The following is a 23,917-nucleotide window of genomic DNA, read 5'->3' as shown; positions in this document are numbered from 1 at the left end:
TGTCAGACCCTGTGGGTCTGACACCGGTTTACCGGTTTAAGTAAGTAAAGAATTCGTCACCATCTGGAGTGATACATGAAAGCCCTGCTCGATTTATTCAAGCAAGTACAGCAAAACGAGTCGTTCGACGCGATCAAGATCGGTCTGGCCTCTCCTGAGAAAATCCGTTCGTGGTCCTACGGCGAAGTTAAAAAGCCAGAGACCATCAACTACCGTACCTTCAAGCCAGAGCGCGATGGCCTGTTCTGCGCCAAGATCTTTGGCCCGATCAAGGACTACGAATGCCTGTGCGGCAAGTACAAGCGCCTGAAGCACCGCGGTGTCATCTGCGAAAAGTGCGGCGTTGAAGTGACCCTGGCCAAAGTGCGCCGTGAGCGCATGGGCCACATCGAACTGGCATCCCCGGTTGCCCACATCTGGTTCCTGAAATCCCTGCCATCCCGCCTGGGCATGGTGCTGGACATGACCCTGCGCGATATCGAACGCGTGCTGTACTTCGAAGCATACGTCGTGACCGATCCAGGCATGACCCCGCTGAAGAAGTGCCAGATCATGTCGGAAGACGACTACGCCGCCAAGTACGAAGAGTACGGCGACGACTTCACCGCCTTCATGGGCGCGGAAGGTATCCGTGAACTGCTGCGCTCGATCGACATCCACCGCGATGCCGAAGCCCTGCGCGTGGAACTGAAGGAATCGAAGTCCGAAGCGAAGATCAAGAAGTACGCCAAGCGCCTGAAAGTGCTGGAAGCATTCCAGCGTTCCGGCATCAAGCCGGACTGGATGATCATGGAAGTGCTGCCGGTGTTGCCGCCGGAACTGCGCCCACTGGTCCCGCTGGATGGCGGCCGCTTCGCGACCTCCGACCTGAACGACCTGTATCGCCGCGTCATCAACCGTAACAACCGTCTGAAACGCCTGATGGAGCTGCGCGCTCCAGAGATCATCACGCGCAACGAAAAGCGCATGCTGCAAGAAGCAGTGGACTCGCTGCTGGACAACGGCCGTCGCGGCAAAGCGATGACCGGCGCCAACAAGCGTCCGCTGAAGTCGCTGGCAGAGATGATCAAGGGTAAGGGCGGCCGCTTCCGTCAGAACTTGCTGGGTAAGCGCGTCGACTACTCCGGCCGTTCCGTGATCGTGGTGGGTCCACAGCTGAAACTGCACCAGTGCGGTCTGCCAAAGCTGATGGCCCTGGAACTGTTCAAGCCATTCATCTTCAACAAGCTGGAACTGATGGGTCTCGCGACCACCATCAAGGCCGCCAAGAAGCTGGTCGAAGTGCAAGAGCCAGTGGTGTGGGACATCCTGGAAGAAGTGATCCGCGAACACCCGATCATGCTGAACCGTGCACCAACCCTGCACCGTCTCGGTATCCAGGCCTTCGAGCCTGTGCTGATCGAAGGTAAGGCGATCCAGCTGCACCCGCTCGTCTGCGCGGCATTCAATGCTGACTTCGACGGTGACCAGATGGCAGTCCACGTGCCGCTGTCGATCGAAGCGCAGATGGAAGCCCGCACCCTGATGCTGGCATCGAACAACATCCTGTTCCCATCGAACGGCGAACCATCGATCGTGCCTTCCCAGGATATCGTGCTGGGTCTGTACTACGCGACCCGCGAAGCGGTCAACGCCAAGGGCGAAGGCATGATGTTCCCGGACGTGTCCGAAGTCATCCGCGCGTACGACAACAAGGAAGTCGAACTGGCGACCCGCATCACCGTGCGTATCGTTGAGAATCCAAAGGATCCGGCGACCGGCGAGTTCGTGCGTACCCTGACCCGTTACGAAACCACCGTTGGCCGTGCCATCCTGTCCGAGATCCTGCCGAAAGGCCTGCCATTCAGCGTACTGAACCGTTCGCTGAAGAAGAAAGAGATCTCCAAGCTGATCAACACGTCCTTCCGCAAGTGCGGCTTGCGCGCCACCGTGGTGTTCGCCGACCAGCTGATGCAGTCGGGCTTCCGCCTGGCAACCCGCGCCGGTATCTCCATCTGCGTGGACGATATGCTGGTGCCGGACGTCAAGAAGACCATGATCGCTACCGCCGAAGCGGAAGTGAAGCAGATCGAGCAGCAGTACGCTTCCGGTCTGGTCACCGCCGGCGAACGTTACAACAAGGTCGTCGACATCTGGGGCAAGACCTCCGATGAAGTCGGCAAGGCGATGATGGACCAGCTGAAAGTCGAAGACGTGATCCGTCGCGACGGCTCCAAGTCGACCCAGGAATCGTTCAACGCGATTTACATGATGGCCGACTCCGGTGCGCGTGGTTCCGCAGCACAGATTCGCCAGCTGGCCGGTATGCGTGGCCTGATGGCTAAACCTGACGGCTCGATTATCGAAACGCCGATTACCGCGAACTTCCGCGAAGGCCTGAACGTTCTGCAGTACTTCATCTCGACCCACGGCGCGCGTAAAGGTCTGGCCGACACCGCGCTGAAGACCGCGAACTCCGGTTACCTGACCCGTCGTCTGGTCGACGTGACCCAGGATCTGGTGGTGATCGAAGACGATTGCGGCACTTCCAACGGCACCCTGATGAAGGCGATGGTCGAAGGTGGTGAAGTGATCGAAGCCCTGCGCGACCGTATCCTCGGTCGCGTGGCAGGCACCGACATCGTCAACCCTGAGACCCAGGCCACCGTGTACGAAGCCGGCACCCTGCTGGACGAAGACATGGTGGAAGACATCGAACGCATGGGCGTGGACGAAGTCAAAGTCCGCACCCCGCTGACTTGCGACACCCGCTACGGCCTGTGCGCCAAGTGCTACGGTCGCGACCTGGGCCGCGGCATGCTGGTCAATTCCGGCGAAGCAGTCGGTGTGGTGGCAGCGCAGTCGATCGGTGAGCCTGGTACCCAGCTGACCATGCGTACCTTCCACATTGGTGGTGCGGCATCGCGTGCAGCAGTGGCATCGTCGGTGGAAGCCAAGTCCAACGGCACCGTGCGCTTCACCGCCACGATGCGTTACGTCACCAACGGCAAGGGCGCCCAGATCGTCATTTCCCGTTCCGGTGAAGTGCTGATTACCGACGACCACGGCCGTGAGCGCGAGCGTCACAAGGTGCCGTACGGCGCGACCCTGATCGTCAAGGACGGCATGGTCATCAAGGCCGGCGCTCCCCTGGCAACCTGGGACCCGCTGACCCGTCCGATCATTACCGAATACGCCGGTGTGGTGCGCTTCGAGAACGTCGAAGAAGGCGTGACCGTGGCGCGCCAGGTCGACGAAGTGACCGGCCTGGCAACCCTGGTGGTGATCGACGCCAAGCGTCGTGGCTCGCCGGGCAAGGCCCTGCGTCCACAGGTGAAACTGCTGAACGAAGACGGCGCTGAAGTGAAGATCGCCGGCACCGAGCACGCAGTGGCGATCGGCTTCCAGGTCGGCGCGCTGATCATGGTGAAAGATGGCCAGCAAGTGTCCGTGGGTGAGGTTCTGGCGCGTATCCCGACCGAATCGCAGAAGACCCGTGACATTACCGGCGGTCTGCCACGCGTGGCGGAACTGTTCGAAGCACGTTCGCCGAAAGACGCGGGCATGCTGGCGGAAGTCACCGGTACCGTGGCCTTCGGTAAGGAAACCAAGGGCAAGCAGCGTCTGGAAATCACTGACATGGACGGCAACAAGCACGAGTTCCTGATTACCAAGGACAAGCAAGTGCTGGTGCACGACGGCCAGGTGGTGAACAAGGGCGAGATGATCGTGGACGGCCCGGCCGATCCGCAAGACATCCTGCGCCTGCTGGGTATCGAAGCGCTGGCACGCTACATCGTTGACGAAGTGCAGGACGTGTACCGTCTGCAGGGCGTGAAGATCAACGACAAGCACATCGAGGTGATCGTTCGCCAGATGCTGCGCCGCGTGCAGATCACCAACGCCGGCGACACCGACTACATCGTCGGCGAGCAGGTGGAGCGTTCCGAGCTGCTGGAAGAAAACGACAAGGTCAATGCCGCGAACAAGATTCCGGCAACCTACGAAAACGTGCTGCTGGGTATTACCAAGGCATCGCTGTCGACCGACTCCTTCATCTCGGCCGCATCGTTCCAGGAAACCACCCGCGTGCTGACCGAAGCTGCGATCATGGGCAAGCGCGATGGTCTGCGCGGCCTGAAGGAAAACGTCATCGTTGGCCGCCTGATCCCTGGCGGTACCGGCCTGGCCTTCCACCGCGCCCGCAAAGAGAAGGAAGTGTGGGAAGCCGAAGAGCGCAAAGCGCTGCTGGAAGCAGAACGCGCCGCGATCGTGGCCGAACTGCCAGCGGACGAACCGCACCACAGCGACGAAGCGTAAGCTTCGGTCTGCGAGCGAAAACGCCACCTTCGGGTGGCGTTTTTTTTTAGATTATTTGTTTCTCTGAAATGTTGGCAACAGCATAAAAATAGGGTAGTGTTTTCCTAATTTTCGAAATCAATTCTGGGATTGCCGATGGATAAGAAGCTAATAGCTGAGCACGCTTATGATATTCAGATTGGGCTTGGTCGCAGTGATGCGCCTGAGTTTGACGGAATTCGTACTATCGGCATGGCTGCGTCTTTGGCTGTCCATTTGCGTGGTCTAGGCGAGATACCTTTTGAGGTTTTACGAAAGGTTTCAGACCATTTTTTCAATATTCCCTCATATGCATTGCGAAGCGTGCTCGACGTCTTAGCAGAGCTGGAGTTTGTTGACTTAATTACCATCGGGGCTCGTGTTGAAAAAATAATTCCGACAGTACCTCAGTTCAAAGATGTTTACTCAATTTTAGGAACCCATCCTCATTTAGATGCATTAAACGAGCATGAGCAGGCTGCCCTGCATATTTTGGGAGCACTGCAATTGCACCCAGAGAATCGAGATCGGCTATTGCAAAGTAGTCAGATGGAAAAGCAGGTTTTTGATCGTTGTATTGTTATTGGGAATGAGGGCGGCCTCGTTCGCGAGCACCGGGTACGTGGCCGAAACATTCTAGTGAGTCCTGTATATTTCGCTGACAATGCTGAAGGTCTTGCTGATCTTGCAGTTCAGGCTGGTTCAGCCGAGATAAAGAATACATTGGACATTATTCGAAAGAATCAAGGCTGGCCCCTTTCGCTAACATTGGCACAAAATGAAATCGGAGGATATTCACTGACCGCAACACAAATCTCGCTTGTAGAGTGTTTGTCAGCGGAAGGGATATTGCGACCGCCTACGATTCAATTTTCGGCAAGAGAAGAGTCTTTCCTATTCAGCCCTCGTCCAGGCAACATTCGATTGGATGCAGCCAATCGAGAGATTTACGAACGGGCCATGGCGCTAGTTGCTTCGGTGCGGAAGGGGCAATTGTTGCCAGATAGTTACAAAATTAAGTGGCCAGTTTCTATCTTGAGATCGTTGCGCGATAAAGGCTATTTGGGATCTAATTCTGATGCTGCCGCGCAATATGGAAACCTTTGCGTGATGAGGGTAGGTTACTTGAAGGAGACCCAACCTGGGCGGTGGCAATTTTACTTGCACAGAACCGAAGAAAATATTGCCGCGCTCACATTAGCCATTCAACTACTTGAAACGGGTGAACTGGCCAATATGGAACTTAATCAAGAAGCAAGGTTGGCACTATCGAAGGACGAGAGATACATTCAGTCTGTCATATCTTCGGCGGAAATGAGAAGACGTGAAAAGAAAAAAGTCGATGCTCAGGCCGCCCATGAATTTGAGCAAATGATTTTGCAATTTGATAGGTAATCGAAGATGGCGGCGACTGATAAAGATATTTACCAAAAAGAGCGTGCACTGACCTATTGTGTTGCGAACGACCTTATTCCATTTCTAGAAGTGAATGTGACAAACACGCGCGAATTAGCCGATAAGCCAACATTTTTGACGGATATTGATGTCCTCGGTATTGGCGTAGATCAATATGGTGTAAGGCGCGTAATTTTTGACTGCAAGACAAATAGCAAAACAAGCCCGATTAATCGTTCTTTTTGGGCTGCTGGATTAATGCAGTATGTCAATGGATCTGAGGCATTTGTTATTTTGCAGAAATCTGCGCTCCAAGCGCATAAGTTATCCGCAAAGGCGCTTAAGGTTCACTTGTTTGACGAGGCACTTTTTCAGGCCTATGCGATTGCGAGTAGCTCCGAATTTTTAGGAAATAGGTCTTATGCTGTCGATATCGCTCGCTGGAACAAGCTATGCGAATATTATCTCAGCAATGAATCGTTCTTGGCAGCGGATGGCCATCTCAGACATTTGATTCCGCTTGAGGAAGATTTCGCGAAGGCGTTCAGAGGGCTCTTGAATGCGTTGAAATGGATTAAGGGTGAATTGGATCCGGCAAAACCGATGCATCAATCCATTTATAATCATTTTGTTTCAATGGCTTCTTTTACGCTTTGTCCAGTCGTCAATGATATCTTCGATATATTTGACCCCAAGTGTACTAAAGAACAATTCGAGGAAATTCTTCGAGCATATATTTGGGGGGGTAAAGATTCGTATCGGTTACGGCGTAAAATGAAAGAGGTGATGGCATCTGTGAACGAGCACGTATCCCCGGAAGTTGAGCTAAGTCATTGGGATGACTTTGTTGAAATGATTCGCAGCTTTTTGGACTCACCCAAAGATCTAAGTATGTGCCCGATTCCGCTGATGGAACTAGCTTTGAAGTATGTTGATGCCCCAGTTGATGCTTCCGATGTCGCTCTGGGACGACGGTTGAACAGGAGTAGTCGAATTCGGCCATTTATATTCAGAATCTCGGGCTACTTGGTGAAGTCGGCAGCATTGCCAAAGGAATTTGACCTTCAACTTAGGCAGCAGATGAATTATTTATTAAGCGAGTGACCAGCAGTGGGCCCAAGCCAAAAGGTTTGAGACCGGGATTACCAGGTGCCGAACGGATGTTGCGTCGAAGCAGATTCACGACTTTAAATATTTCCTCAAATAAGGATCGCTGAGACGATTCAATTTGGCAAAGGCTCAGATCTAAATTACAGTTCTATGTCAGCAAACTAAAGAATTCTTTCAGTTGAGTACTGTGAATCGAATGTTCTCTCAATAAACTGGCAACTGGCGCTGCGTTGTTCCCACTCTTCGTGCCATCATTTGGATCCCAAAAATCACCATCATTTGTCGCGACCAGAAATGGCGGCGTATTGCCTCCAAGCGCTGCTAGCCCAATTCGGACAATCAGTTTATCTCCTGCGTCACGAAAGTTCGCTTCTCTCAGTTTTTTATTCAATGATAAAGGGATTTTTTGTCGCTTTGCATTGCATAAAATAATTCCGTCGGACTCTATCCATTTCGTAAGGATGGGCTGAATCATTTCTAAACTACATGTTTTGCTCCATTCGTCTGTCAATGCCATATCCTCATCGACGCATATTTTCAATTTCGCGCGCTGAAGTGCTACTGAAATTGCGTCCAGGCCAAGTATGTCGTCTGCTTTTTTTGAGCCCTTCTTTATAATTGCCGGCCGGCAGAGGTGCTGCATGGAAACTGAATCAATTGTACAGTTAATTGTCATGAACAGTGCTCGCGGTTTTTTTTGAACGAGTGGCCTTTGGTTTATCGAGGTCGATGATGGTTCGATTCTTTGTTTTCAATCTCAATAAGGTCATGGTGTCATGGTATCGTTCATCGAAGAAACCCTGCGGCCATGCCTTAGTGAATTCGCCTTCTGAATCTATGCCAATTTGAGTGATGGCGGATCCGCTTTTGGTTTTGTTGACATATATAATTGTTATATCCTCAGGTTTAATTTTCTTTTCAAGTATTAAGATTCGAGCCTTATTAATGATATGTTCGGAATGTGTTTCAACGAAAAGTTGTCGTGTAGCGGAGCTCTCACAAATTAGGTCGGCAAGTTGGCTCTGGGCCTTCGGGTGTAAATGAATTTCTGGCTGTTCAATGAAGAGAGGACCGTTGCTTCTGCTGACGCATCCTTTGATTACAGGAACAACTTGTGAGGCACCAAATCCGACATCTGCCAAGTTCGACCGAACTCCTGTAGTGCTATCCGTTACCTGGAGCGAAGTATGATATGCGGAAAGATCGACCCTCTCGATACTCGAAGCAATGTTTAGGGTGTTTAGATATTTTGATATCTGTTCGCGATTGGAAGGCCTCTTTACATTTGTTGGCGAGATATCAAAATCAAATGCATAAGGATCATTTAGCAATCCGGTTTCATTATTTTGGCTCCAACTTAAATCTTTCGCGACCCATCGCTTAGGGCCAGATCGTGCAGAAGTTACCCGCTCGAACGCGCTGAAAAAACGCGGTACATCGATTGACGTATAAGATTCAAGTAGTCTTTTATACCCTAACTGGCTGCCCACAAGCAGCGACTTTTCACGAGTGATGATGTTCTTTAACGCACTAGCAACTAACCAATTTTCTGAAAATTGAATATTTTGCTCGGTTCTCAGCTTAATTTCTTCATTTGCTAGCTTTAGATTGATCTGAGCGCCAGTATATGAAAATCCAATAGACACACCAGATGTCGAGTCTGAAATAGTTAGGTGAGAAGCCTTGGTCGCGGCCAAGGTTTTCGCTTCACTCTTGGGAGACTGCCGGACTTCCCATTTCCAGCGTGTCTCGTACTTTCCGATAGGGCTTGGCCTGCCGGATGTGATAGAGGGGGCCTTATAGTTAATTTTAAGCCCTACTTCTATAGAAATAACATTCTTGACCGCATGCCTATTGCTTGTGTCCAAAAACGACCCCAGATCAACGAGCCGCCCCATCCAATCGGGAGACAGTTTGGTCGCAACCCTCATGTTGAATGATTGCGCGATGAACATCAGAGCGTTAGCTAAAGTCGACTTTCCCGAACTATTTGGGCCCACTATAAAGGTAAGTGGTGCAAGTTGAACGCAGCCAGTTTCTTTAAAGCCTCGGAAATTTTGTAGGGAAATCGAGCTAATAATATTCATGTAAGACCTCTAATTTCAATGTTAGAAAATATAAGTGAAAACCACAATCAATGTCCAGTGAAAGCCGTAGGTGAGATTCTGGCGCGCATCCCGACCGAATCGTAGAAGACCCGTGACATTACCGGCGGACTGCCACGCGTGGCGGAGCTGTTCGAAGCACGTTCGCCGAAAGAAGCGGGCATCGCTGTCGACCGACTCCTTCATCTCGGCCGCATCGTTCCAGGAAACCACCCGCGTGCTGACCGAAGCAGCGATCATGGGCAAGCGCGATGGTCTGCGCGGCCTGAAGGAAAACGTCATCGTGGGCCGCCTGATCCCTGGCGGTACCGGCCTGGCCTTCCACCGCGCCCGCAAAGAGAAGGAAGTGTGGGAAGCCGAAGAGCGCAAGGCGCTGCTGGAAGCAGAACGCGCCGCCATTGTGGCCGAACTGCCAGCGGACGAACCGCACCATAGCGACGAAGCGTAAGCTTCAGTTCGCTAGCGAAACGCCACCTTCGGGTGGCGTTTTTTTTGCCGAAAATGTCCACTTGGTTCCTGACCCCAAGTGGACTTTTCGTGACAAAAACGCCACCTTTTTTGGGCGTTTTTTTATGCGTCGGGGCTTGAAAGATTGCCAGGCGCCAATTGCATACTACAATCAGTATTTCTGAAATTGTTTGAGAACGATATGGCCGAATCCCTGCAAATCTCCTGTGACGCGACGACGGTGGGCGACGATGGAAAAATGTACCTGCATGAGTCGATGTTCAGCGGCCTGTTCGACTTGCCAAACAATCATGCGGAAATCGTGGCACGCCTGCATCCTGCCAAGCGCAAGCTGTTCGATGCGCTGGTAGCGGGGGAGCGGATTGAGGTCGATGCGAAAGATGCGCAGGGCGCTCTGGTAAAGGTCCCGTTGGACAATGACGTCACGGTGCACGTGAACCAGCGTTATGGCGGCGTGCGCCGCTTCAGCTACGCGTCCATCATTGCGAAACATGCCCGTACTTATGGCGAAGTCCAGGCGCGGGGATTTGATTCCAACTACGAGCCGGTGATTCGCCAGATGCCTGACCGCAGCTTCCGCATTCTCTTCAACACCATGCCGCCGCGCGGGCATGCGCTGGGCGCGGCCTTCAATATGGACCATTTCGGCGCTTCCATGGTCAAGCTGACGGAATCGAAGATGACCTGGGATGACCGTGACGTGTTCCACCTCGCGTCCGCAACCGAGGCCGAAATCCGCACCATCCTGCAGTTCCTGATCAGCTACGGGAAGAGTTGAGGCCACCTCGGGTGACCTCATAACCGGCTCACTTTTCCTTCTTGTCGCCGGCTGCGGCCTTCGAGTCGTCGATCAAATCGAACTTTTTGTCGGAAGTCATGAAGAAGGTGCATTCGGCACCGGCGGCACAGCCGCTGACGTGCTTCTTGCCGGCAGCTTGCATCAAATAGGAGCCCGGCCCCATTTTGGTTTCCGGGCCGCCGTCGGTCTTGTGCGTGAAGGTGCCGGACAGGATCACGATTTTCAGCGCGTGGGTGTGGTGATGCAGGGCGTTGATCTGGCCAGCATCGAACTTCACCAGCACGCCGTAAGGGCCCTTCATCCAGTCGCCCCATAGTTTGGCGACTTTGGTGCCGGGGAGCGGACCGGGTTCCCATTTCACCGATTCGGCCGGCCAGACGATATCTTCCATGGGCTTGTCCTTGGCTGGCGCATTGGCGCTCAGCAGGGTGGCAAGCGCTAGTACCGCAAATGCCGTTGTTTTCATGGTGGCGCTCCTTGTTGTGGGTGGCGGAAAACTGGCGTCCACCTATCGTTATAGCCCATCCATCCGGGATTCCAATGGCGCCGGTGCGACAAAACTGTGCCAAAACAGCCGACCGGGGCACTGTTTGCGGCCGAGCCCGTGTCTCACTTCGGGTGTGACCCCATGGTGGGACACGGGCTGGGCTGTAGCTGGGGTATATTGCTTCGATGGAGAGCGTCGAAGAGCTTGAGCGGTGGTTCAGGATGGCGGGCGTCAATTCGCTGCATGCCTGTATCGGGCCGCTTCCCGGATCGCGGGCTGCGTTGGGGCGGTGGACCAGCGATGGGCCTGAACACGCCATCCGTTCCGTGAGCCCGCATCCGGGCACTTACCGCCTGGCGCTGATGATGGAGCCGCTCGATGCGCGCATCTGGCAGGGCGATACGCCGGTCTGGGGCGGCACCATAGCGGCGAACCGCTTCCGGCTTTGCCCGCCGGGGGAGCAGGGGCGCTGGAGCCAGCTTAGCGGCTGCGATATCGTCAATGTGTTCCTGCCGGTGCAACTGGTCGATCGCCTGGCCGCCCAGCGCGGGGAGGAGATCGATGCGACGCTGGCGGCCAGCCAGTTCACTTCGGACCGCATGGTGTTCGACCTGGTGCGCAAGATGCTCGATGCGCAGGCGCTGGCCGGTCCGCTGGCGGAGGAAATGTGCGATCACCTTGCCATGGCCCTGGTCTGCTACCTGATCGAGCATTATTCGCGGCCGGCGCTGGCCGGGGAGAGTTCGCTGGGCGGCGCGCGCCTGCGCCGTGTGCTGGGCCATATCACTGAACATCTCGATACGCCGCTGGCCAATGCCGAACTGGCTGCGTTATGCGGCATGAGCGCGGCCCATTTTTCGCGCGAATTCCATCGTGCGGTGGGCCTTCCGCCGCATCGCTATGTGCTGACCCGTCGTCTTGAGCAGGCTTGTGTGGCGCTGGCGGGCGGTGAGGCGCGGATCGTCGATATCGCGGAGGAATTCGGCTTCCATAGCGCCAGTCATTTCACGCGTACCTTTACGGCGCATTACGGCTTGTCTCCGGCTGCGTGGCGGGCCAGCCGCTGTAACAATTGTTAATAGCAGGATTGTGCAATTTGCGCGCGTTTTTGCACGCGCCGCCGGTCGGTCGGCCACAGAATCTCCAGTCCCAAACCACAACAAATGGAGAGACATGATGGCTTTACTACGACATTCCCTGGCGCTGCTTGCGCTGGCGGCGGCCGGCGCTGCGCAGGCCGACAACATTTCGCTGCGCATCGGCTTTGCCGAGGGGCGCAGCGGGGCGGAGTTCAAGCCCTTGCATGCGGAGGTCGGCAAGTTTGCCGTGACGCCGAATGTGCGCCAGGGCGCTGAAGGCGACCAGTGGGTGGTGGTCGCCAAGGATGCCCAGGGGCGGGTGCTGCATGAGGTGAGCGTCAATAACGGCTTGCGCCGGCATGTGGAGACGTTCAACCCGCGCTCGGGCGCCATCGACCTGTCGACTACGGTGCAGCAACGGGAAGGCAGCTTCGAGGTGTCGCTGCCGTTCGACAAGGCGACTGCCAGTGTGGAGGTGCTGCCGAAGCAAGGCGCTGCGGTCGCTGCCAAGTCGGCCGTCGCCGCGGCAGGGCCGCTGGCGCGCTTCGAGCGCAGCACGCTGGAGCAGGCCGCTGCCGGCGGCAAGAATGCCCGTTCCGCCATGCTGGCGGCGACCCCGTCTGCCACGGCGACCACGATCCTGAATAACGGCAGCGCGGCGACGCATATGGACTATGTCTTTATCGGCGATGGCTATACGGCCGCTGAAATGGACAAGTGGCGCGCCGATGCGCAGAAGGTGATCAACGGCTTCCTGGCCGACCCGCTGTTCAACGCCAACCGGGCTTCGATGAATATCCATCGCGTTGACGTGGCCAGTAACCAGTCCGGCGTGGATGAAATCGACAAGGGCATTTATCGCGACACGGCGATGGACGCCGAATTCGGCTGCTACAACATCGAGCGCCTGCTGTGCGTGAACAATACCAAGGCGACCAATATCGCCGGCTCCGTGCTGGCGCCCGATGCGCGCGATGTGGTCGTGGTGATCGCCAATTCGACGCGCTATGGCGGTTCCGGCGGCGCCGTGGCGACGCTGTCGATGCACGCGTCGTCGATCGAGGTGGCGCTGCATGAGATCGGCCACACCGCCTTCGCGCTGGCCGATGAATACGAGTACGGCACCTGCAGCACGAGCAGCGAGCCGAGCGAGGTCAATGTGTCGCTGAACGGCACGCGCGCGGTCAAGTGGGGCAACCTGATTGCGGGCAGCACGGCTGTTCCAACCGGGCTGGGCGTCTATCCGAACGGCACCGTCGGCACGTTCGTGGGCGCGCAGTACTGCGGCTCGGGCAAGTACCGTCCGACCGAGAACTCGCGCATGCGCACGCTGGGTTATCCGTGGCATGCGGTGAATGAAGGCGCGGTGAAGAAGGTGTTTGCCAAGTACACGGGTAGCGGTTCGGTGACGCAGACCGGCACGCTGGCCAATGGCGGCAGCGCGATTGCGCCAAGCGCGTCGCCGGGCTGGGTGCAGGCCGGTGCCGGTACCTTCTCCCTGCAACTGAGCGGCCCTGCCGGCGCGGACTTCGACCTGTTCCTGTACAAGTGGTCGGGCAGCGCATGGACCAAGGTTGCCGCGAGCGAGGGCAATACTTCCAGCGAGTCGATCGGCTATAACGGCACGGCGGGTTATTACTATGCCCAGGTGAAGTCGTATTCGGGCAGCGGCAATTATTCGCTGAGCTACGCCTTCCCTAAGCCTTGAGTTCGCGCTGGCGAGCTTTCGGCAGGGCCGAGAATGCCTTGTCGTAAGACCATTGCACCAGTTCGACCAGGTAGTCCGGCGGGAAGCTGCGCACATCGACGATGGTGACCCAGTGAAACCGGCCCATGTAACGGGCCGGTTTCACCCCCGGCATGCCGGTCAGTTCAAGAAAACGGTCGGGCGTGGCGCGGAAGCTGAAACGCCATTGTTCCGGTTCGCTGGTCTTGAAGTAGGCAAAGGTCTTGCCGCCGATCTTGTAGCTCAGTACATTGACGGGTGGCGCGTGCAGCAGGCTTTCTGCGCCAGGCAGGCTGGCGCAGTGGGCTTTCAGCTTGGGGACGGTCAGGTGGTGGATTGGCATGGTGCGCCATGCTAACATTTAGTCTATGATCGCCTCGGCCCTGTTTACCCCCGCCCAGCAAAAGCTGCTGGGTTTGCTGTTTGTGCGCGTGAATGAGGGTTTCCACCTCAATGAAATCATGCGCCTGACGGGGCTCGGCAGCGCTTCCGCGCAACGCGAGCTCAAGCGCCTGCATGAGTCCGGGCTGATCGTCTCCGAACGCATTGGCAATGTACGCCAATTCCGGCCCAATAAGGAAAACCTGGTCTATTCCGAGCTGGCCAGCCTGGTCAAGAAGACGTTTGGCCTGGTCAGCGTGCTGAATTCGGCCCTGGCGCCGATGCGCAAGCAGCTCAGCGTGGCTTTCGTTTACGGCACGACCGTGAAGGAGGCGGAAGACTCCACCGCGCCGGTCGAGCTGTTGCTGATCGGCGAGAACACCACCTATGGCGAGCTGCTGAACCGCTTGCCGCTGGCCGAGCGCTTGCTGCGCCGCAAGATCAATCCCAACCTGTATTCCGTCGACGACTTCCAGCGCCGCCTGCGCGAGCAGCAGCCTTTCATCCTCAAGATGCTGGGAGACCGCAAGGTGTTCGTACTGGGCGACGATACCGACCTCGATAACATCATCAAAGAAGTCCACCCGGAGGATGAGCATGGAGACGCGTTACCGGACGTTTAGGGAGTTCTACCCTTTCTACCTGCAGGAGCATGCCAACAGCACCTGCCGCCGCTTGCATTTCGCCGGCTCCACCATTGTGCTGTTGCTGTTGGCAATGGTTCTCGTCACGGGAGAACTGGTCCTGTTATGGCTGCTGCCGGTGGTCGGTTACGGCTTCGCCTGGGTCGGTCATTTCTTCTTCGAACACAACCGGCCGGCCACCTTCCAGTACCCGCTGTTCAGCCTAATGGGCGACTGGGTAATGTTCCGCGATATGCTTACGGGCCGGGTTGCGTGGTGAGGCTGCTGTCAGCGGCAGGCTGATGGCCACCCGGGTGTAGCGCCCCGCTTCCGACTCGCAGCCGATCTCGCCGCCGAAGGCCGCCACCACGCGCTTGCAGAACGCCAGGCCCATGCCGGTGCCGCCGCCATTGTGATGGGTGGTGTAGAACGGTTCGAACACATGCGGCAGCACATCGGGCGCGATGCCGTGGCCGTTGTCGGTCACCACCAGCCAGTTGTACGTGCCGCGCGAATAGCATTCGACTTCCACCGCGCCGCTGTGATTGACCTTTACCGCCTGCAGTGCATTCTTCAACAGGTTATACAGCACGAACATCAGCAGCACGTCCGAACCGTGGAAGCTGTATTCGTTGCTGATGGTGACGCGCACCTGCGACCTCTCGGCACCGGAGAAGGGATAGCAGGCCATCGCTTCATCCACGCAGACGCTGACCGAATGCACGGCGAAGCTCTCGCTGCGCATGATGCCGTCGCGCGCGGAGGCCAGCAGCATGTCCACAATGAAGTTGGAGCGCGACACTTCGGCGTCGATGCTGCGCGCGATTTCGCCCAGGTGTTCCAATTGGCGCGTGCCCAGCGCCCCCTGGTGCTGCGGCCGGTAGCCGGCAATCAGTTCCGGCAGGCTGCGCGCCAGGATGCGGGTCTGGCAGCGGATGCTGGCCAGCGGGGTGCGCATCTCATGGGCGATGGTGGCGGCGGCTGCCATCGGGTCGGCCAGCAGGTTGTGGCGCACCATGGCCTGGGCAATCAGGCCCAGCGAGGCCATGATGAACACCACGCCCGGCGGATAGATCTCGACCCCGTAGTTGCACAGGTAATCGCTGGCCGCGCCGAAGTAGATCAGGATGCTGACCAGCACATAGCGCAAGCGCGTGCGCTCGGTCGACACCGCGCGCTGCTGGCGGCGGTACAGCAGCCACAAGGCGCGTCCGATCACGATCACGGTCTGCGCCAGGTGCAGCGGATGCAGCCAGCCTGCCTTGGGATAGGAGCCGTAGAAGTAATGCTGCAGGCCGGACAGCATCCAGTCCGTAGTGGGCAGCAGCAGGCCCAGGCCGCAGGCGAACAGGTAGCTGGCGTAAAGGCCGGGGCGCTCGTCCTTGCTGCCGGTCAGTTCAATGATGAAGTGGTACAGCGTGGTGGGCAGGAACAGGATGGGCAGGTAGCCCACGCGCGCCAGCGCCATGGCCGTGGTGTGGTTATGCGTCAGGAATAGCAGCGCCCAGCTCGCCTGCCAGAAAAAGGTCGTGGCGCAGACGGCGAAAAAAGTCAGGCCGGCCCGGTTCGGGCCGCGCGAGCGCAAGACGTACAGCCCATAGCAAATAAATAGGGCTGAGACCAATGCCGGTATTAGCGCATACATTGAGTTTCCTCAGCTTAAAAACGGATTGTTAACAGCTTATTGTCAAGAAATTGGACAAGTATTGAGGAATGTCAATAGTTCGGCGCGCCAATCGGAAAAAGTAAGGGCTGGCACTAAGCCGTTTTACTTTTATGGAGAGATAGTCCTATGTACATGCACGTCCCAGCCCCCGACGCCCCTGCCGCAGCCGAAATGACCTTCCACCATAAGCTTTCGATTTTCCTCAAGGATTCCAACGCCTACGGCAATACCTATTTCGCGCGGTATTTCGAATGGCAAGGGGTCTGCCGGGAGAAATGGTTTTATGAATGTATTTCCCGCGACATGCTGCAGGCGGAGGGGGTGTTCATCACGAAGCATGCGCAGAACGATTACCTGCAAGAGACTTTCCCGTTCCAGGAAGTGTCTTGCGAGGTGAATACCTACGATGTGCGGAAATGCTCGTTCTGGCTCGAGTTCCGCTTTTATGCCGACGGGCATCCGGTATCGGTGGGCCGGCAGCAGATCGTGTTCGCCAACCATGCGAAACAGATCGCGCCGCTGCCGGAACTGGTACTCAAACGCATCAAGCGTTATGCCCTCAAGAAGTAGCTGCCCAGCTCGTGTCTCATTTGGGGTGTGACCCCATGGTGGGACACGAGCTCAAGCGTCGATTTACTTGCTGGCGGCGATCCAGGCGTCGACTTTCGATTCCAGCAGGGCGAGCGGCACGGTGCCGTCGCCCAGCACGATGGCATGGAACTTGGACAAGGTGAACTTGCTGCCCAGGGCCTTCTCGGCCTTGGCGCGCAGCTCCTGGATCTTCAGGGCGCCAGTCTTGTACGCCAGGGCCTGCGCCGGCCATACCATGTAGCGTTCGGTCTGGTTGCGCGCCACGCTTTCGTCGCCCAGGGTCTCGGTCATGTACTTGATCGACTGCTCGCGGGTCCAGCCTTTGGCGTGCATGCCGGTGTCGACCACCAGGCGCACCGCGCGCAGCATCTCGTCGTTCAGGTGGCCGAAGTACTGCGCCGGATCTTCGTACATGCCCATTTCCTTGCCCAGGGTTTCGGCATACAGCGCCCAGCCTTCGGTAAAGGCGGTGTTGCCGCCGAACTTGCGGAACTTCGGCATGTCCAGTTCCTGCATCAGGGCGATGTGGAAATGGTGGCCCGGTTTGCCTTCGTGCAGGAACAGGGTGTTCATGCCGGTGCTGCCGTACTTGGCCGGGTCGGTCACTACGGACCAGAACACGCCCGGGCGCGAACCGTCCAGGGCCGGAGCGGTGTAATGGTCGGAGGCGGTATCGCGGCTCAGTTCAGGCTCCAGGCGCAGGTCCAGCTTGGCCTTCGGGATCAGGGTGAACATGGACGGCAGCTTGGTGTCCAGCAGGTCGTTCAGCTTGTGGTACACGGCTTGCACTTCGCCTTCCGTTTTGAACGGGAAGAACTTCGGCTGCTGCGACACCCAGGTCGGCAGGCCGGCGGCCGCGCCGTCGTAGCCCAGTTTCGGACCCAGCTTGGCGTATTCGGCCTGGATGCGCGCCACTTCGCGTAGGCCGGTCTGGTGGATTTCTTCGGCAGTCTTGCTGGTGGTGGTGGAATCGGCGATGCGCACCTTGTACCAGGCGTCGCCGTTCGGCAGGGCGTTCCAGCCGGTGCTGGTGCGGCAGGCCGGGATGTATTCCTTCTCCACGAAGGCGGACAGCTTGCTCAGCGCGGGATTCAGCTTGTCGGCCACAGTGGCGCGGTACGCGGCGGCCAGGCGTTGCTTGTCGGCGTCGCTGAAGCCGGCCGGGAACTTGGTCACCGGGGTGAAGTAGATGTTCTTTTCAGGCGTTTCGCTGACCAGCTTCTGGAACTGCGGCAGCGCGGCAACCATGATAGGCTTCGGCTGGGTGATGCCCTTGGCCACGCCTTCCTTCATATTGGCGATGGCCTGGTCGATCCAGGCCGGCAGCTGGTTCAGACGGTTCAGGTAAGCCTCGTATTCCTTGACCGTAGTCAGCGGCTGCGAGGCGTCGCCGCTGGAGAAGTTGGCCAGGGTGACCGGCATGCTGCTCATATGCTCGATCGGCAGCAGGTGTTCCGGGAACGGTTCGTAGGCCAGGTAGGTCTTCAGCTCGAAGGCCATCACATCGTAGCTGATGCGGTCGCCGCGATTCAGCTGCGCGCGTGGAATCGCCTGCAGGCGCTTGGAGAAGGTGCGGTACAGGTCGAACTGTTTGGCGCGCGAGGCGGGCCAGATGGCGCTGCCGATCTGGTCGTCGAAACGGTTGTCGCCGTTCTGCGTCGCGCCTACCGGATCGAATTTGGCGATCGCATCGTAGTACTCGTCGGCCAAAGCCCAGAACTGCTTCTTGGCCGCTTCATTGCTCTTGGCCGGAGCTTTTTCCACCGCCGCCGGCTTGGCCGCGGCAGCATTGGCTTGAACTGGGGCATAAGCCAGCAAAACGGCGGCCGCCAGCGCGCCGAGGGTAATACGATGTTTCATTTGTCTTGGTCCGGGTAAATGAAGGAGCGACAAGCATACGCTAAGGGTAACGGCCATTCAATATGGCCTTGCTTCGATGACTTGGGAATGCGCCCGGCGTCGCGTACGGCAGCCCAAACCGAGCGCCCGGCCGCTGCTAGAATGTTGTGAATTGATAAAAACGAGGGTGGTGGATGCCAACGCTTGAAGAGCGATATCGGGGATGCCTGGCGGGGCTGGCGTGCGGGGATGCAGTTGGCACCTCGGTGGAATTCATGCCGCGTGGCGCGTTTCAGCCGGTGCTGGACATGCGTGGCGGCGGTCCGTTTGGGCTGGCGCCTGGCCAATGGACCGACGATACGTCGATGGCTTTGTGCCTGGCCGAGAGCTTGCTGACGAAAGGCGGCTTCGATGCGCATGACCAGATGACCCGCTACCTGAACTGGTGGCAGTGGGGTTACCTGAGCTCCACCGGCGACTGCTTCGACATTGGCATCACAGTGCGCCAGGCGCTGGGCAAGTTCCAGGCTACGGGTGAGCCATTGGCTGGATCGGCCGATCCGCAAACCGCCGGCAATGGATCGCTTATGCGCTTGGCGCCGGTCGTCATGTTCTTCCATCCGTCGGTGGACAAGGTGCTTGAATTCAGCGAGCAAAGCTCGCGCACGACTCATGCCGCGCCGGAAGCCCTCGACTGCTGCCGCCTGTTAGGCTTGTTAATCTCGCGTGCGTTCAGCGGCCTGTCCAAGAACGAGCTTCTGGACGCCGATCCTGCGCAATTCAGCGAGGTGAAGGTGGCCGCGCTGGCTGCGCGCAGCTATGCAGGCAAGGAACGCGACCAGGTCATCGGCTCGGGCTATTCAGTCGCTTCGCTGGAGGCGGCGCTGTGGTGCTTTGCCAAGAACAGCGATTTTGAATCGACGGTCCTGGCGGCGGCAAACCTGGGCGACGATGCCGACACCACGGCGGCGATTGCCGGACAACTGGCGGGTGCATACTATGGCATCCGGCAAATCCCCGCAGGCTGGATGGAGCGCTTGTATATGCGGGCTGACATTGAATCGATGGCTGGCGCCCTGTTCAGGGCAGCAGAAAGGAATTGAATGAGCGAGCAATACAAGCATATCGTGAAACGCCAGCAGGCCCAGGAGGCGGAAGGCGTGTTCTCGCATCCCTGGAACCCGAACTCGGAGATCAGCGGCTCGCAACTGTCGCGCATGGCGGGCTTGAAGCGCACAGGCGTCAGCATTGGGCGCCTGAAGCCGGGCAAGGAGTCGTTTGCCTACCACCTGCACCATAACGAGGAAGAATGGGTGTACATCCTTTCCGGGTGCGGCGTGGCGCATATCGATGGCGAAGATTATGAGCTGGAGCCGGGCGACTTCGTCGGCTTCCCGACGCCATCCAAGGCGCACCAGATGATCAATCGCGGCAGCGAAGACCTGGTCTACCTGATGGGCGGCGAGAACCTGGAAAGCGAAGTAGCCGACTTCCCGGCCCTCGACCGCCGCATGGTGCGCACGGGCGACAAGATCAAGGTCTATAAACTCTCGGAAGGCAAAGACTTCGGGCCGTTATGAGTTTTGAATCGGAGATTGCCGCTGCGCGCGGGCACATCTCGGCCAATGAGCTGGATGCCGCCATGGCGAACCTGGAGCGGGCCCACGTGATCGGCCAGCAGCATGTGTGGCCACATGTGCTGTCGCACTGGCTGATGCTGAGGATCGAACTGCAGCGGGGCCGCGCAGCTGCGGCATTCGGACAGTTGCTTCGGATCGCGTTGGGCGCGCTTGGATCGGCGCTCGACCTGGTCCCGACCGGGAACCCTGGCGGCAGCGATATCGGCATGTTCAAACGCATGCCGATTCCTTCCGACTTACAGGCGGCCATTGATGCGCAACCGCGCAACTTGCTTGCTGGCGCGGCGTTCTTGGCTTGGATTGCGGTGGGGCTGATGGCAGTCACCATGGCGTGGCCGGACAGTCAGAACCTGTTCAGGCATAAGCTTTACCCGGTTGTCACTGGCTGGCCGCTGATGCTGGCCGCTCTTTTGCTGGCAATCCTCCTGTCCGCACCGCGCTTGATTCCTGCGTATCGCGTGACGGCGAGCACGCTGCTGTCCGTCGGGATCCTGATCTTTTTATATTTCTTCGTCGCGGCGGGCGCTTCATTCTTCTTTGTTGTTGTGACCGGAAAAATCCTCTTGGGGGCGAAGAATAAATGAGAAAAATCCTGGCAATGATGCTTGCTGCGGCAATGCTGGCGGGATGTGCGGCGCCAGCCTTGCAGCGTGGCTGCAAGGCGGAGCCATTCGATGGCTTCCTGCCGCGCTATATGAGCGATCGTCAGTTCGCCCTCGAGCGCACCGTGTTCCCGCTGGAGTCGCTGGAGGCGGCGGAAGAACGGAAAACGCTGGTCACGCGCGAGCAGTTTGCGGCATCGGCCTTGCTGGCCGACGTCATCAAGACCGACCACCTGTCGACCAAACAGCTGGCAACCCCGGGCGGGATGGAGGTCAACGTGTTCCGGCCCGACTCCGATTCGCTGATCTATTTCTACCGCTTCCGCCAGCAGGACGGCTGCTGGTATCTGTGGCAATTCGAAGATTCATCACTGTGAAAATATGTTGAGCAAGCGCGGAATGTTTTTTATGTTGTTGGCGGGTGCCATGATCGGCGGCATGTGGTACTCGACGCGGCTGCTGCCGTCGCTGGCCAAGGGCGTGCAAACCGTGCGCAAAGGCTGCAGCCTCAACGCGCCGGAATCGTTTGACACTTTCCTGCCGCGCTACCAGTCCGACCGCATGTTTGCCAATGCGCGCACCACAGACCCGCTGGAAACAGTGATCGGCGGACCCGACGGCCCGGCCACGACCATGGTGCCGCGCACCGACTACCGCAATCAGGAGCTGCTCGGGGACATCGTCAGGAAGCACGGCATGGCAGTCCGGAAAGAAGCCGGCAAGGTGGAACTGGAAGCCGGCCCCGTCACCTACCGCTTCCGTTTGCAAGCCGGCTGCTGGGAGTTGTGGCAGGCCGAGTCCTGAAGCTTACGCAGCGTCCAGCGACTCCGCACCGGTCATCAGCGATTCCACCGCGCGCTCGAACAGCGGCGAGTACTCGACCGGCCGCAGGCTGCCGTCGCGCATGGCCGTCAGCAATGCCGCGCGCGAGTACACCAATGGCGTGGCATGGTCCGGCGCCGTGAACATGAAGCCGGCATTGCGCGCCGCCACTGCGCCGAGGCGTAGCGGTACATACTTGTCGCCGGACAGCATCTCAAAGCCATTGCCGGCCTGCGCCCATTGCAGCCATTCGTCTTCGTAGTTCGATACCGGGGCCAGTGCCGGGTCGGGCTGCACCGTGGCCAGGACGCCATGCAGCGCGAACTCGGCGCTGAACTGGGCCTGCGCCGGCAGGGCATCGGTATGCGTTGCGGCCACCAATGCCGGGTGTCCCGCATCGATGGCGGCGAAGCGTTCGCGCAGGCCGGCCACGTTCAGGCGCGGCGTGGTGGGCATCGGCATATTGTTGGACAGCACATCCATGTGCAGCGACACCAGCTGGTCCAGCGCCGCTTGCGCATCCGCTTCGTTCATGCCGATGGTTGCCAGGCCGGCGCGCAGTTCGCGACCCAGGGCCGGCAGCATTTTCATCAGCACGGCGCGTTCCTCCGGCAGGATCTTTTCCTGCGCGCTCCACACCAGTTCCGGCAGCAGCTTGCCGTAGTCCGGCTGGCGGCCGTAGGTATGCACCATCACCTGGGCCCAGGTAGCGGTGATGAAGTCCATCATGCGGCGGTCGACGTTGACCGATTCGAGTTGCCCGCGCAAGGTATCGGCCAGGGCCGCCACGAACGGCGCCACTTTCACCGCGCGTTCGAAAGCCGGCATGGCGCGACGCACGATCGGGTCGCATTCACGCAGCAGGCCGGCCAGGAAGCCATCCAGTTCCAGGCCGGCATCGGCGAATACGGAAGCATCGTGCTCGTACTGCTGCAATACCTGGTTGACCAGGCGCTCCACCTCGCCCAGCAGTGGTTGCTGCAGCGGCGACTCGGCGCCGATGCCAATGGCGGCACTGCCGATACGGTCCAGCAAGTGGCGCGCCGGCAGGTGGGCTCCTTGCAGCACCGCCAGGTCTTTCAACGCAGCGCGCAGGAAGGGTGCGTGCAGGCGGCACAGTTGTTCGCGGATGCCTTTTGGAAGCTGGTCGTCATTCAGGATGTATTCGAACAGCAGTCCGACCAGTTCAACCACGATGCGTTCCGAACCGTGCGGCAGGTTTGCCATCCGATTGAGCAGGGCCAGCGGTGGCTGCGGCCCGCTTTCGGCGTGCTCGCGCTGAAGCTGGCGCAAGGCGTTGTCGAGCTGCACGCGCAGCGTGTTCTGGGCCTGCGGCGCGCTGCGCCGGATGCCCGATGGATTGAACATGCTGAAGACCAGTTCCTGCAGATCCGGCTTGGTCGGCAGGTCCGGTTGTCCCTGCAGGATGCTGGGGGGCGAGTCTTGCTGGATTTCCTGCTGCACCGCGCCCAGGCGCGCCACGCGCTGGCGCATGGCGACGTCGGCATCGGCCTGTCCGGTTGCCGCGCGTTGCCAGGCCAGGCGTTCCTGTTCCAGCCGGTTCAGCGCCGAGGGGCGTGCCACCAGGCGCGAGCGGATGCCGCGCGATTCGAATACCTCGCGCAAGCGGGTGTAGAAGTCGCCCAGCTCCGACGTCATGGCCAGCGACAGGGTATCGAACAGCATTTTGATTTGCGCCTCGTCTGCCACCATGGCGCGAAGCGCGTCGTACAGGGAGCGCGCCAGCAGGTAAGGGCGGAACGGGTTTTCACGCTCGCGCACCTCGCTGTCGCCATGCATCTGGGCGATGATCAGGTTCAGGTGGCCGAGACTGAGCTCGTCGGCATCGCGCAGTTTCAGCAGCAGGCGCTCGACTTCGATCTGGCGCGTGACCACCTCGTCGTCGATCAGGGTCAGGGTATCGGCGCTGAAGTTGTGCAGGCCGGTGCGCAGGTCGGTGTGCATGGTCTGCATGGCGCGTGCCAGCAGTCCGGCATACGAGCGCTCCATGCGCGCACGCATGGCGGCCCCCTGTTCGCGCAGGAAGACGCGGCATGCTCCGGCCAGGCGCTGTTCCGCCGACGGCGCTGTGCGCAGGGCTTCGCCCAATGCGACGTCAGCCTGGTCCGTCATCCGTTTGCACAATGTCGCAAAACCGGTTTGCGCTTCTTCGAGGGCGAGTGCAAGCACCCTTTTCAACGTTTGCATGCCTAGATTCTATCCAAATGTTGCACCGAAGAGTCAACAATTTAACGGTCGAAAGTGTG

The 23,917-nt window shown here is 58.3% G+C and carries 21 protein-coding genes and 1 pseudogene; 15 read left to right on the top strand and 7 right to left on the bottom strand.

All coding sequences use genetic code 11. From position 1 onward, the window contains the following. Window positions 1-75 precede the first annotated feature (75 nt). From rpoC to BM269_RS05770, 3 genes are all read left to right on the top strand, one after another. Entirely contained in the window at window positions 76-4,299 is a 4,224-nt protein-coding gene (gene rpoC / locus BM269_RS05780) for a DNA-directed RNA polymerase subunit beta' (RefSeq protein WP_090436074.1), read from the top strand. Window positions 4,300-4,434: 135 nt separating this feature from the next. After that, on the top strand, window positions 4,435-5,712 hold the full coding sequence (locus tag BM269_RS05775; RefSeq protein ID WP_090436073.1) for a hypothetical protein: 1,278 nt from the start codon (window positions 4,435-4,437) through the stop codon (window positions 5,710-5,712). Between the two features lie 6 nt (window positions 5,713-5,718). After that, on the top strand, window positions 5,719-6,816 hold the full coding sequence (locus BM269_RS05770) for a hypothetical protein (protein WP_139232676.1): 1,098 nt from the start codon (window positions 5,719-5,721) through the stop codon (window positions 6,814-6,816). A gap of 154 nt (window positions 6,817-6,970) precedes the next feature. On the opposite strand, the gene BM269_RS28995 is transcribed toward BM269_RS05770, so the two are convergent. Continuing rightward, on the bottom strand, window positions 6,971-7,498 hold the full coding sequence (locus tag BM269_RS28995) for a hypothetical protein (protein ID WP_139232675.1): 528 nt from the start codon (window positions 7,496-7,498) through the stop codon (window positions 6,971-6,973). Continuing rightward, window positions 7,488-8,909 carry a DUF3696 domain-containing protein gene (locus BM269_RS05765; RefSeq protein WP_090436071.1) on the bottom strand — a complete coding sequence of 474 codons (1,422 nt, stop codon included), beginning with the start codon at window positions 8,907-8,909 and terminating at the stop codon, window positions 7,488-7,490. The genes BM269_RS28995 and BM269_RS05765 overlap by 11 nt, the downstream gene beginning before the upstream one ends. A 175-nt stretch (window positions 8,910-9,084) precedes the next feature. On the opposite strand from BM269_RS05765, the pseudogene BM269_RS05760 reads away from it, so the two are divergent. Both BM269_RS05760 and BM269_RS05755 read left to right on the top strand, forming a co-directional pair. Next, window positions 9,085-9,375, top strand: a pseudogene (locus BM269_RS05760) (hypothetical protein); the annotation flags it as partial. Window positions 9,376-9,576: 201 nt separating this feature from the next. Then, window positions 9,577-10,173, top strand: coding sequence for a hypothetical protein (locus BM269_RS05755; RefSeq protein WP_090436070.1), 597 nt, complete (start codon window positions 9,577-9,579; stop codon window positions 10,171-10,173). A gap of 28 nt (window positions 10,174-10,201) precedes the next feature. On the opposite strand, the gene BM269_RS05750 is transcribed toward BM269_RS05755, so the two are convergent. Then, entirely contained in the window at window positions 10,202-10,660 is a 459-nt protein-coding gene (locus BM269_RS05750) for a cupin domain-containing protein (RefSeq protein ID WP_090436069.1), read from the bottom strand. A gap of 206 nt (window positions 10,661-10,866) precedes the next feature. On the opposite strand from BM269_RS05750, the gene BM269_RS05745 reads away from it, so the two are divergent. Beyond that, complete coding sequence (locus tag BM269_RS05745) at window positions 10,867-11,760, top strand: AraC family transcriptional regulator (RefSeq protein WP_090436068.1); 894 nt, start codon at window positions 10,867-10,869, stop codon at window positions 11,758-11,760. Between the two features lie 97 nt (window positions 11,761-11,857). After that, on the top strand, window positions 11,858-13,468 hold the full coding sequence (locus BM269_RS05740; protein WP_090436287.1) for a M64 family metallopeptidase: 1,611 nt from the start codon (window positions 11,858-11,860) through the stop codon (window positions 13,466-13,468). Here the strand turns inward: BM269_RS05740 and BM269_RS05735 are convergent. Beyond that, window positions 13,458-13,829 (bottom strand): MmcQ/YjbR family DNA-binding protein, encoded by a 372-nt coding sequence (locus BM269_RS05735; protein WP_229204513.1) that lies wholly within the window; start codon window positions 13,827-13,829, stop codon window positions 13,458-13,460. The two genes, BM269_RS05740 and BM269_RS05735, sit on opposite strands and share 11 nt — an antisense overlap. Before the next feature lie 25 nt (window positions 13,830-13,854). On the opposite strand from BM269_RS05735, the gene BM269_RS05730 reads away from it, so the two are divergent. Both BM269_RS05730 and BM269_RS05725 read left to right on the top strand, forming a co-directional pair. Next, a complete protein-coding gene (locus tag BM269_RS05730) occupies window positions 13,855-14,490 on the top strand; it encodes a helix-turn-helix domain-containing protein (RefSeq protein WP_090436067.1) in 636 nt (211 codons plus the stop codon). Continuing rightward, window positions 14,465-14,770 carry an Mpo1-like protein gene (locus tag BM269_RS05725; RefSeq protein WP_090436066.1) on the top strand — a complete coding sequence of 102 codons (306 nt, stop codon included), beginning with the start codon at window positions 14,465-14,467 and terminating at the stop codon, window positions 14,768-14,770. The genes BM269_RS05730 and BM269_RS05725 overlap by 26 nt, the downstream gene beginning before the upstream one ends. On the opposite strand, the gene BM269_RS05720 is transcribed toward BM269_RS05725, so the two are convergent. Continuing rightward, window positions 14,714-16,135 carry a sensor histidine kinase gene (locus tag BM269_RS05720; RefSeq protein WP_090436065.1) on the bottom strand — a complete coding sequence of 474 codons (1,422 nt, stop codon included), beginning with the start codon at window positions 16,133-16,135 and terminating at the stop codon, window positions 14,714-14,716. The genes BM269_RS05725 and BM269_RS05720 overlap by 57 nt on opposite strands. 147 nt (window positions 16,136-16,282) lie before the next feature. Here BM269_RS05720 and BM269_RS05715 point away from each other — a divergent pair, with 147 nt between their 5' ends. After that, window positions 16,283-16,726, top strand: coding sequence for an acyl-CoA thioesterase (locus tag BM269_RS05715; protein WP_090436064.1), 444 nt, complete (start codon window positions 16,283-16,285; stop codon window positions 16,724-16,726). A 63-nt stretch (window positions 16,727-16,789) separates the two neighbouring features. Here the strand turns inward: BM269_RS05715 and BM269_RS05710 are convergent, their stop codons facing one another. Next, a complete protein-coding gene (locus BM269_RS05710) occupies window positions 16,790-18,607 on the bottom strand; it encodes a DUF885 domain-containing protein (protein WP_090436063.1) in 1,818 nt (605 codons plus the stop codon). 173 nt (window positions 18,608-18,780) lie between these two features. On the opposite strand from BM269_RS05710, the gene BM269_RS05705 reads away from it, so the two are divergent. From BM269_RS05705 to BM269_RS05685, 5 genes are read left to right on the top strand one after another with little or no spacing between them, the layout of a single operon-like run. After that, on the top strand, window positions 18,781-19,689 hold the full coding sequence (locus BM269_RS05705) for an ADP-ribosylglycohydrolase family protein (protein ID WP_090436062.1): 909 nt from the start codon (window positions 18,781-18,783) through the stop codon (window positions 19,687-19,689). Continuing rightward, entirely contained in the window at window positions 19,690-20,166 is a 477-nt protein-coding gene (locus BM269_RS05700; protein WP_090436061.1) for a cupin domain-containing protein, read from the top strand. Continuing rightward, window positions 20,163-20,810: a DUF3703 domain-containing protein gene (locus tag BM269_RS05695; RefSeq protein WP_090436060.1), complete on the top strand. Its 648-nt coding sequence runs from the start codon at window positions 20,163-20,165 to the stop codon at window positions 20,808-20,810. The genes BM269_RS05700 and BM269_RS05695 overlap by 4 nt, the downstream gene beginning before the upstream one ends. Next, on the top strand, window positions 20,807-21,205 hold the full coding sequence (locus BM269_RS05690; RefSeq protein ID WP_090436059.1) for a hypothetical protein: 399 nt from the start codon (window positions 20,807-20,809) through the stop codon (window positions 21,203-21,205). Before BM269_RS05695 ends, BM269_RS05690 begins: the two co-directional genes overlap by 4 nt. A gap of 22 nt (window positions 21,206-21,227) precedes the next feature. Then, a complete protein-coding gene (locus tag BM269_RS05685; RefSeq protein ID WP_139232674.1) occupies window positions 21,228-21,632 on the top strand; it encodes a hypothetical protein in 405 nt (134 codons plus the stop codon). A gap of 3 nt (window positions 21,633-21,635) precedes the next feature. Here the strand turns inward: BM269_RS05685 and BM269_RS05680 are convergent, their stop codons facing one another. Then, a complete protein-coding gene (locus BM269_RS05680; protein WP_090436057.1) occupies window positions 21,636-23,858 on the bottom strand; it encodes a DUF1631 family protein in 2,223 nt (740 codons plus the stop codon). Window positions 23,859-23,917 lie beyond the last annotated feature (59 nt).

This window comes from Duganella sp. CF458, from assembly GCF_900113115.1.
Taxonomy (GTDB): domain Bacteria; phylum Pseudomonadota; class Gammaproteobacteria; order Burkholderiales; family Burkholderiaceae_D; genus Rugamonas.
The sequence above is the reverse complement of the archived record's forward strand: the minus strand, read 5'-3'. Positions and strand labels throughout refer to the sequence as shown.

Bases quoted from the DNA above. Each gene is read 5' to 3' on its own strand.
- rpoC (WP_090436074.1), top strand. From the start codon at position 76: ATGAAAGCCCTGCTCGATTTATTCAAGCAAGTACAGCAAAACGAGTCG.
- BM269_RS05775 (WP_090436073.1), top strand. From the start codon at position 4,435: ATGGATAAGAAGCTAATAGCTGAGCACGCTTATGATATTCAGATTGGG.
- BM269_RS05770 (WP_139232676.1), top strand. From the start codon at position 5,719: ATGGCGGCGACTGATAAAGATATTTACCAAAAAGAGCGTGCACTGACC.
- BM269_RS28995 (WP_139232675.1), bottom strand. From the start codon at position 7,498: ATGACAATTAACTGTACAATTGATTCAGTTTCCATGCAGCACCTCTGC.
- BM269_RS05765 (WP_090436071.1), bottom strand. From the start codon at position 8,909: ATGAATATTATTAGCTCGATTTCCCTACAAAATTTCCGAGGCTTTAAA.
- BM269_RS05755 (WP_090436070.1), top strand. From the start codon at position 9,577: ATGGCCGAATCCCTGCAAATCTCCTGTGACGCGACGACGGTGGGCGAC.
- BM269_RS05750 (WP_090436069.1), bottom strand. From the start codon at position 10,660: ATGAAAACAACGGCATTTGCGGTACTAGCGCTTGCCACCCTGCTGAGC.
- BM269_RS05745 (WP_090436068.1), top strand. From the start codon at position 10,867: ATGGAGAGCGTCGAAGAGCTTGAGCGGTGGTTCAGGATGGCGGGCGTC.
- BM269_RS05740 (WP_090436287.1), top strand. From the start codon at position 11,858: ATGGCTTTACTACGACATTCCCTGGCGCTGCTTGCGCTGGCGGCGGCC.
- BM269_RS05735 (WP_229204513.1), bottom strand. From the start codon at position 13,829: ATGCCAATCCACCACCTGACCGTCCCCAAGCTGAAAGCCCACTGCGCC.
- BM269_RS05730 (WP_090436067.1), top strand. From the start codon at position 13,855: ATGATCGCCTCGGCCCTGTTTACCCCCGCCCAGCAAAAGCTGCTGGGT.
- BM269_RS05725 (WP_090436066.1), top strand. From the start codon at position 14,465: ATGGAGACGCGTTACCGGACGTTTAGGGAGTTCTACCCTTTCTACCTG.
- BM269_RS05720 (WP_090436065.1), bottom strand. From the start codon at position 16,135: ATGTATGCGCTAATACCGGCATTGGTCTCAGCCCTATTTATTTGCTAT.
- BM269_RS05715 (WP_090436064.1), top strand. From the start codon at position 16,283: ATGTACATGCACGTCCCAGCCCCCGACGCCCCTGCCGCAGCCGAAATG.
- BM269_RS05710 (WP_090436063.1), bottom strand. From the start codon at position 18,607: ATGAAACATCGTATTACCCTCGGCGCGCTGGCGGCCGCCGTTTTGCTG.
- BM269_RS05705 (WP_090436062.1), top strand. From the start codon at position 18,781: ATGCCAACGCTTGAAGAGCGATATCGGGGATGCCTGGCGGGGCTGGCG.
- BM269_RS05700 (WP_090436061.1), top strand. From the start codon at position 19,690: ATGAGCGAGCAATACAAGCATATCGTGAAACGCCAGCAGGCCCAGGAG.
- BM269_RS05695 (WP_090436060.1), top strand. From the start codon at position 20,163: ATGAGTTTTGAATCGGAGATTGCCGCTGCGCGCGGGCACATCTCGGCC.
- BM269_RS05690 (WP_090436059.1), top strand. From the start codon at position 20,807: ATGAGAAAAATCCTGGCAATGATGCTTGCTGCGGCAATGCTGGCGGGA.
- BM269_RS05685 (WP_139232674.1), top strand. From the start codon at position 21,228: ATGTTTTTTATGTTGTTGGCGGGTGCCATGATCGGCGGCATGTGGTAC.
- BM269_RS05680 (WP_090436057.1), bottom strand. From the start codon at position 23,858: ATGCAAACGTTGAAAAGGGTGCTTGCACTCGCCCTCGAAGAAGCGCAA.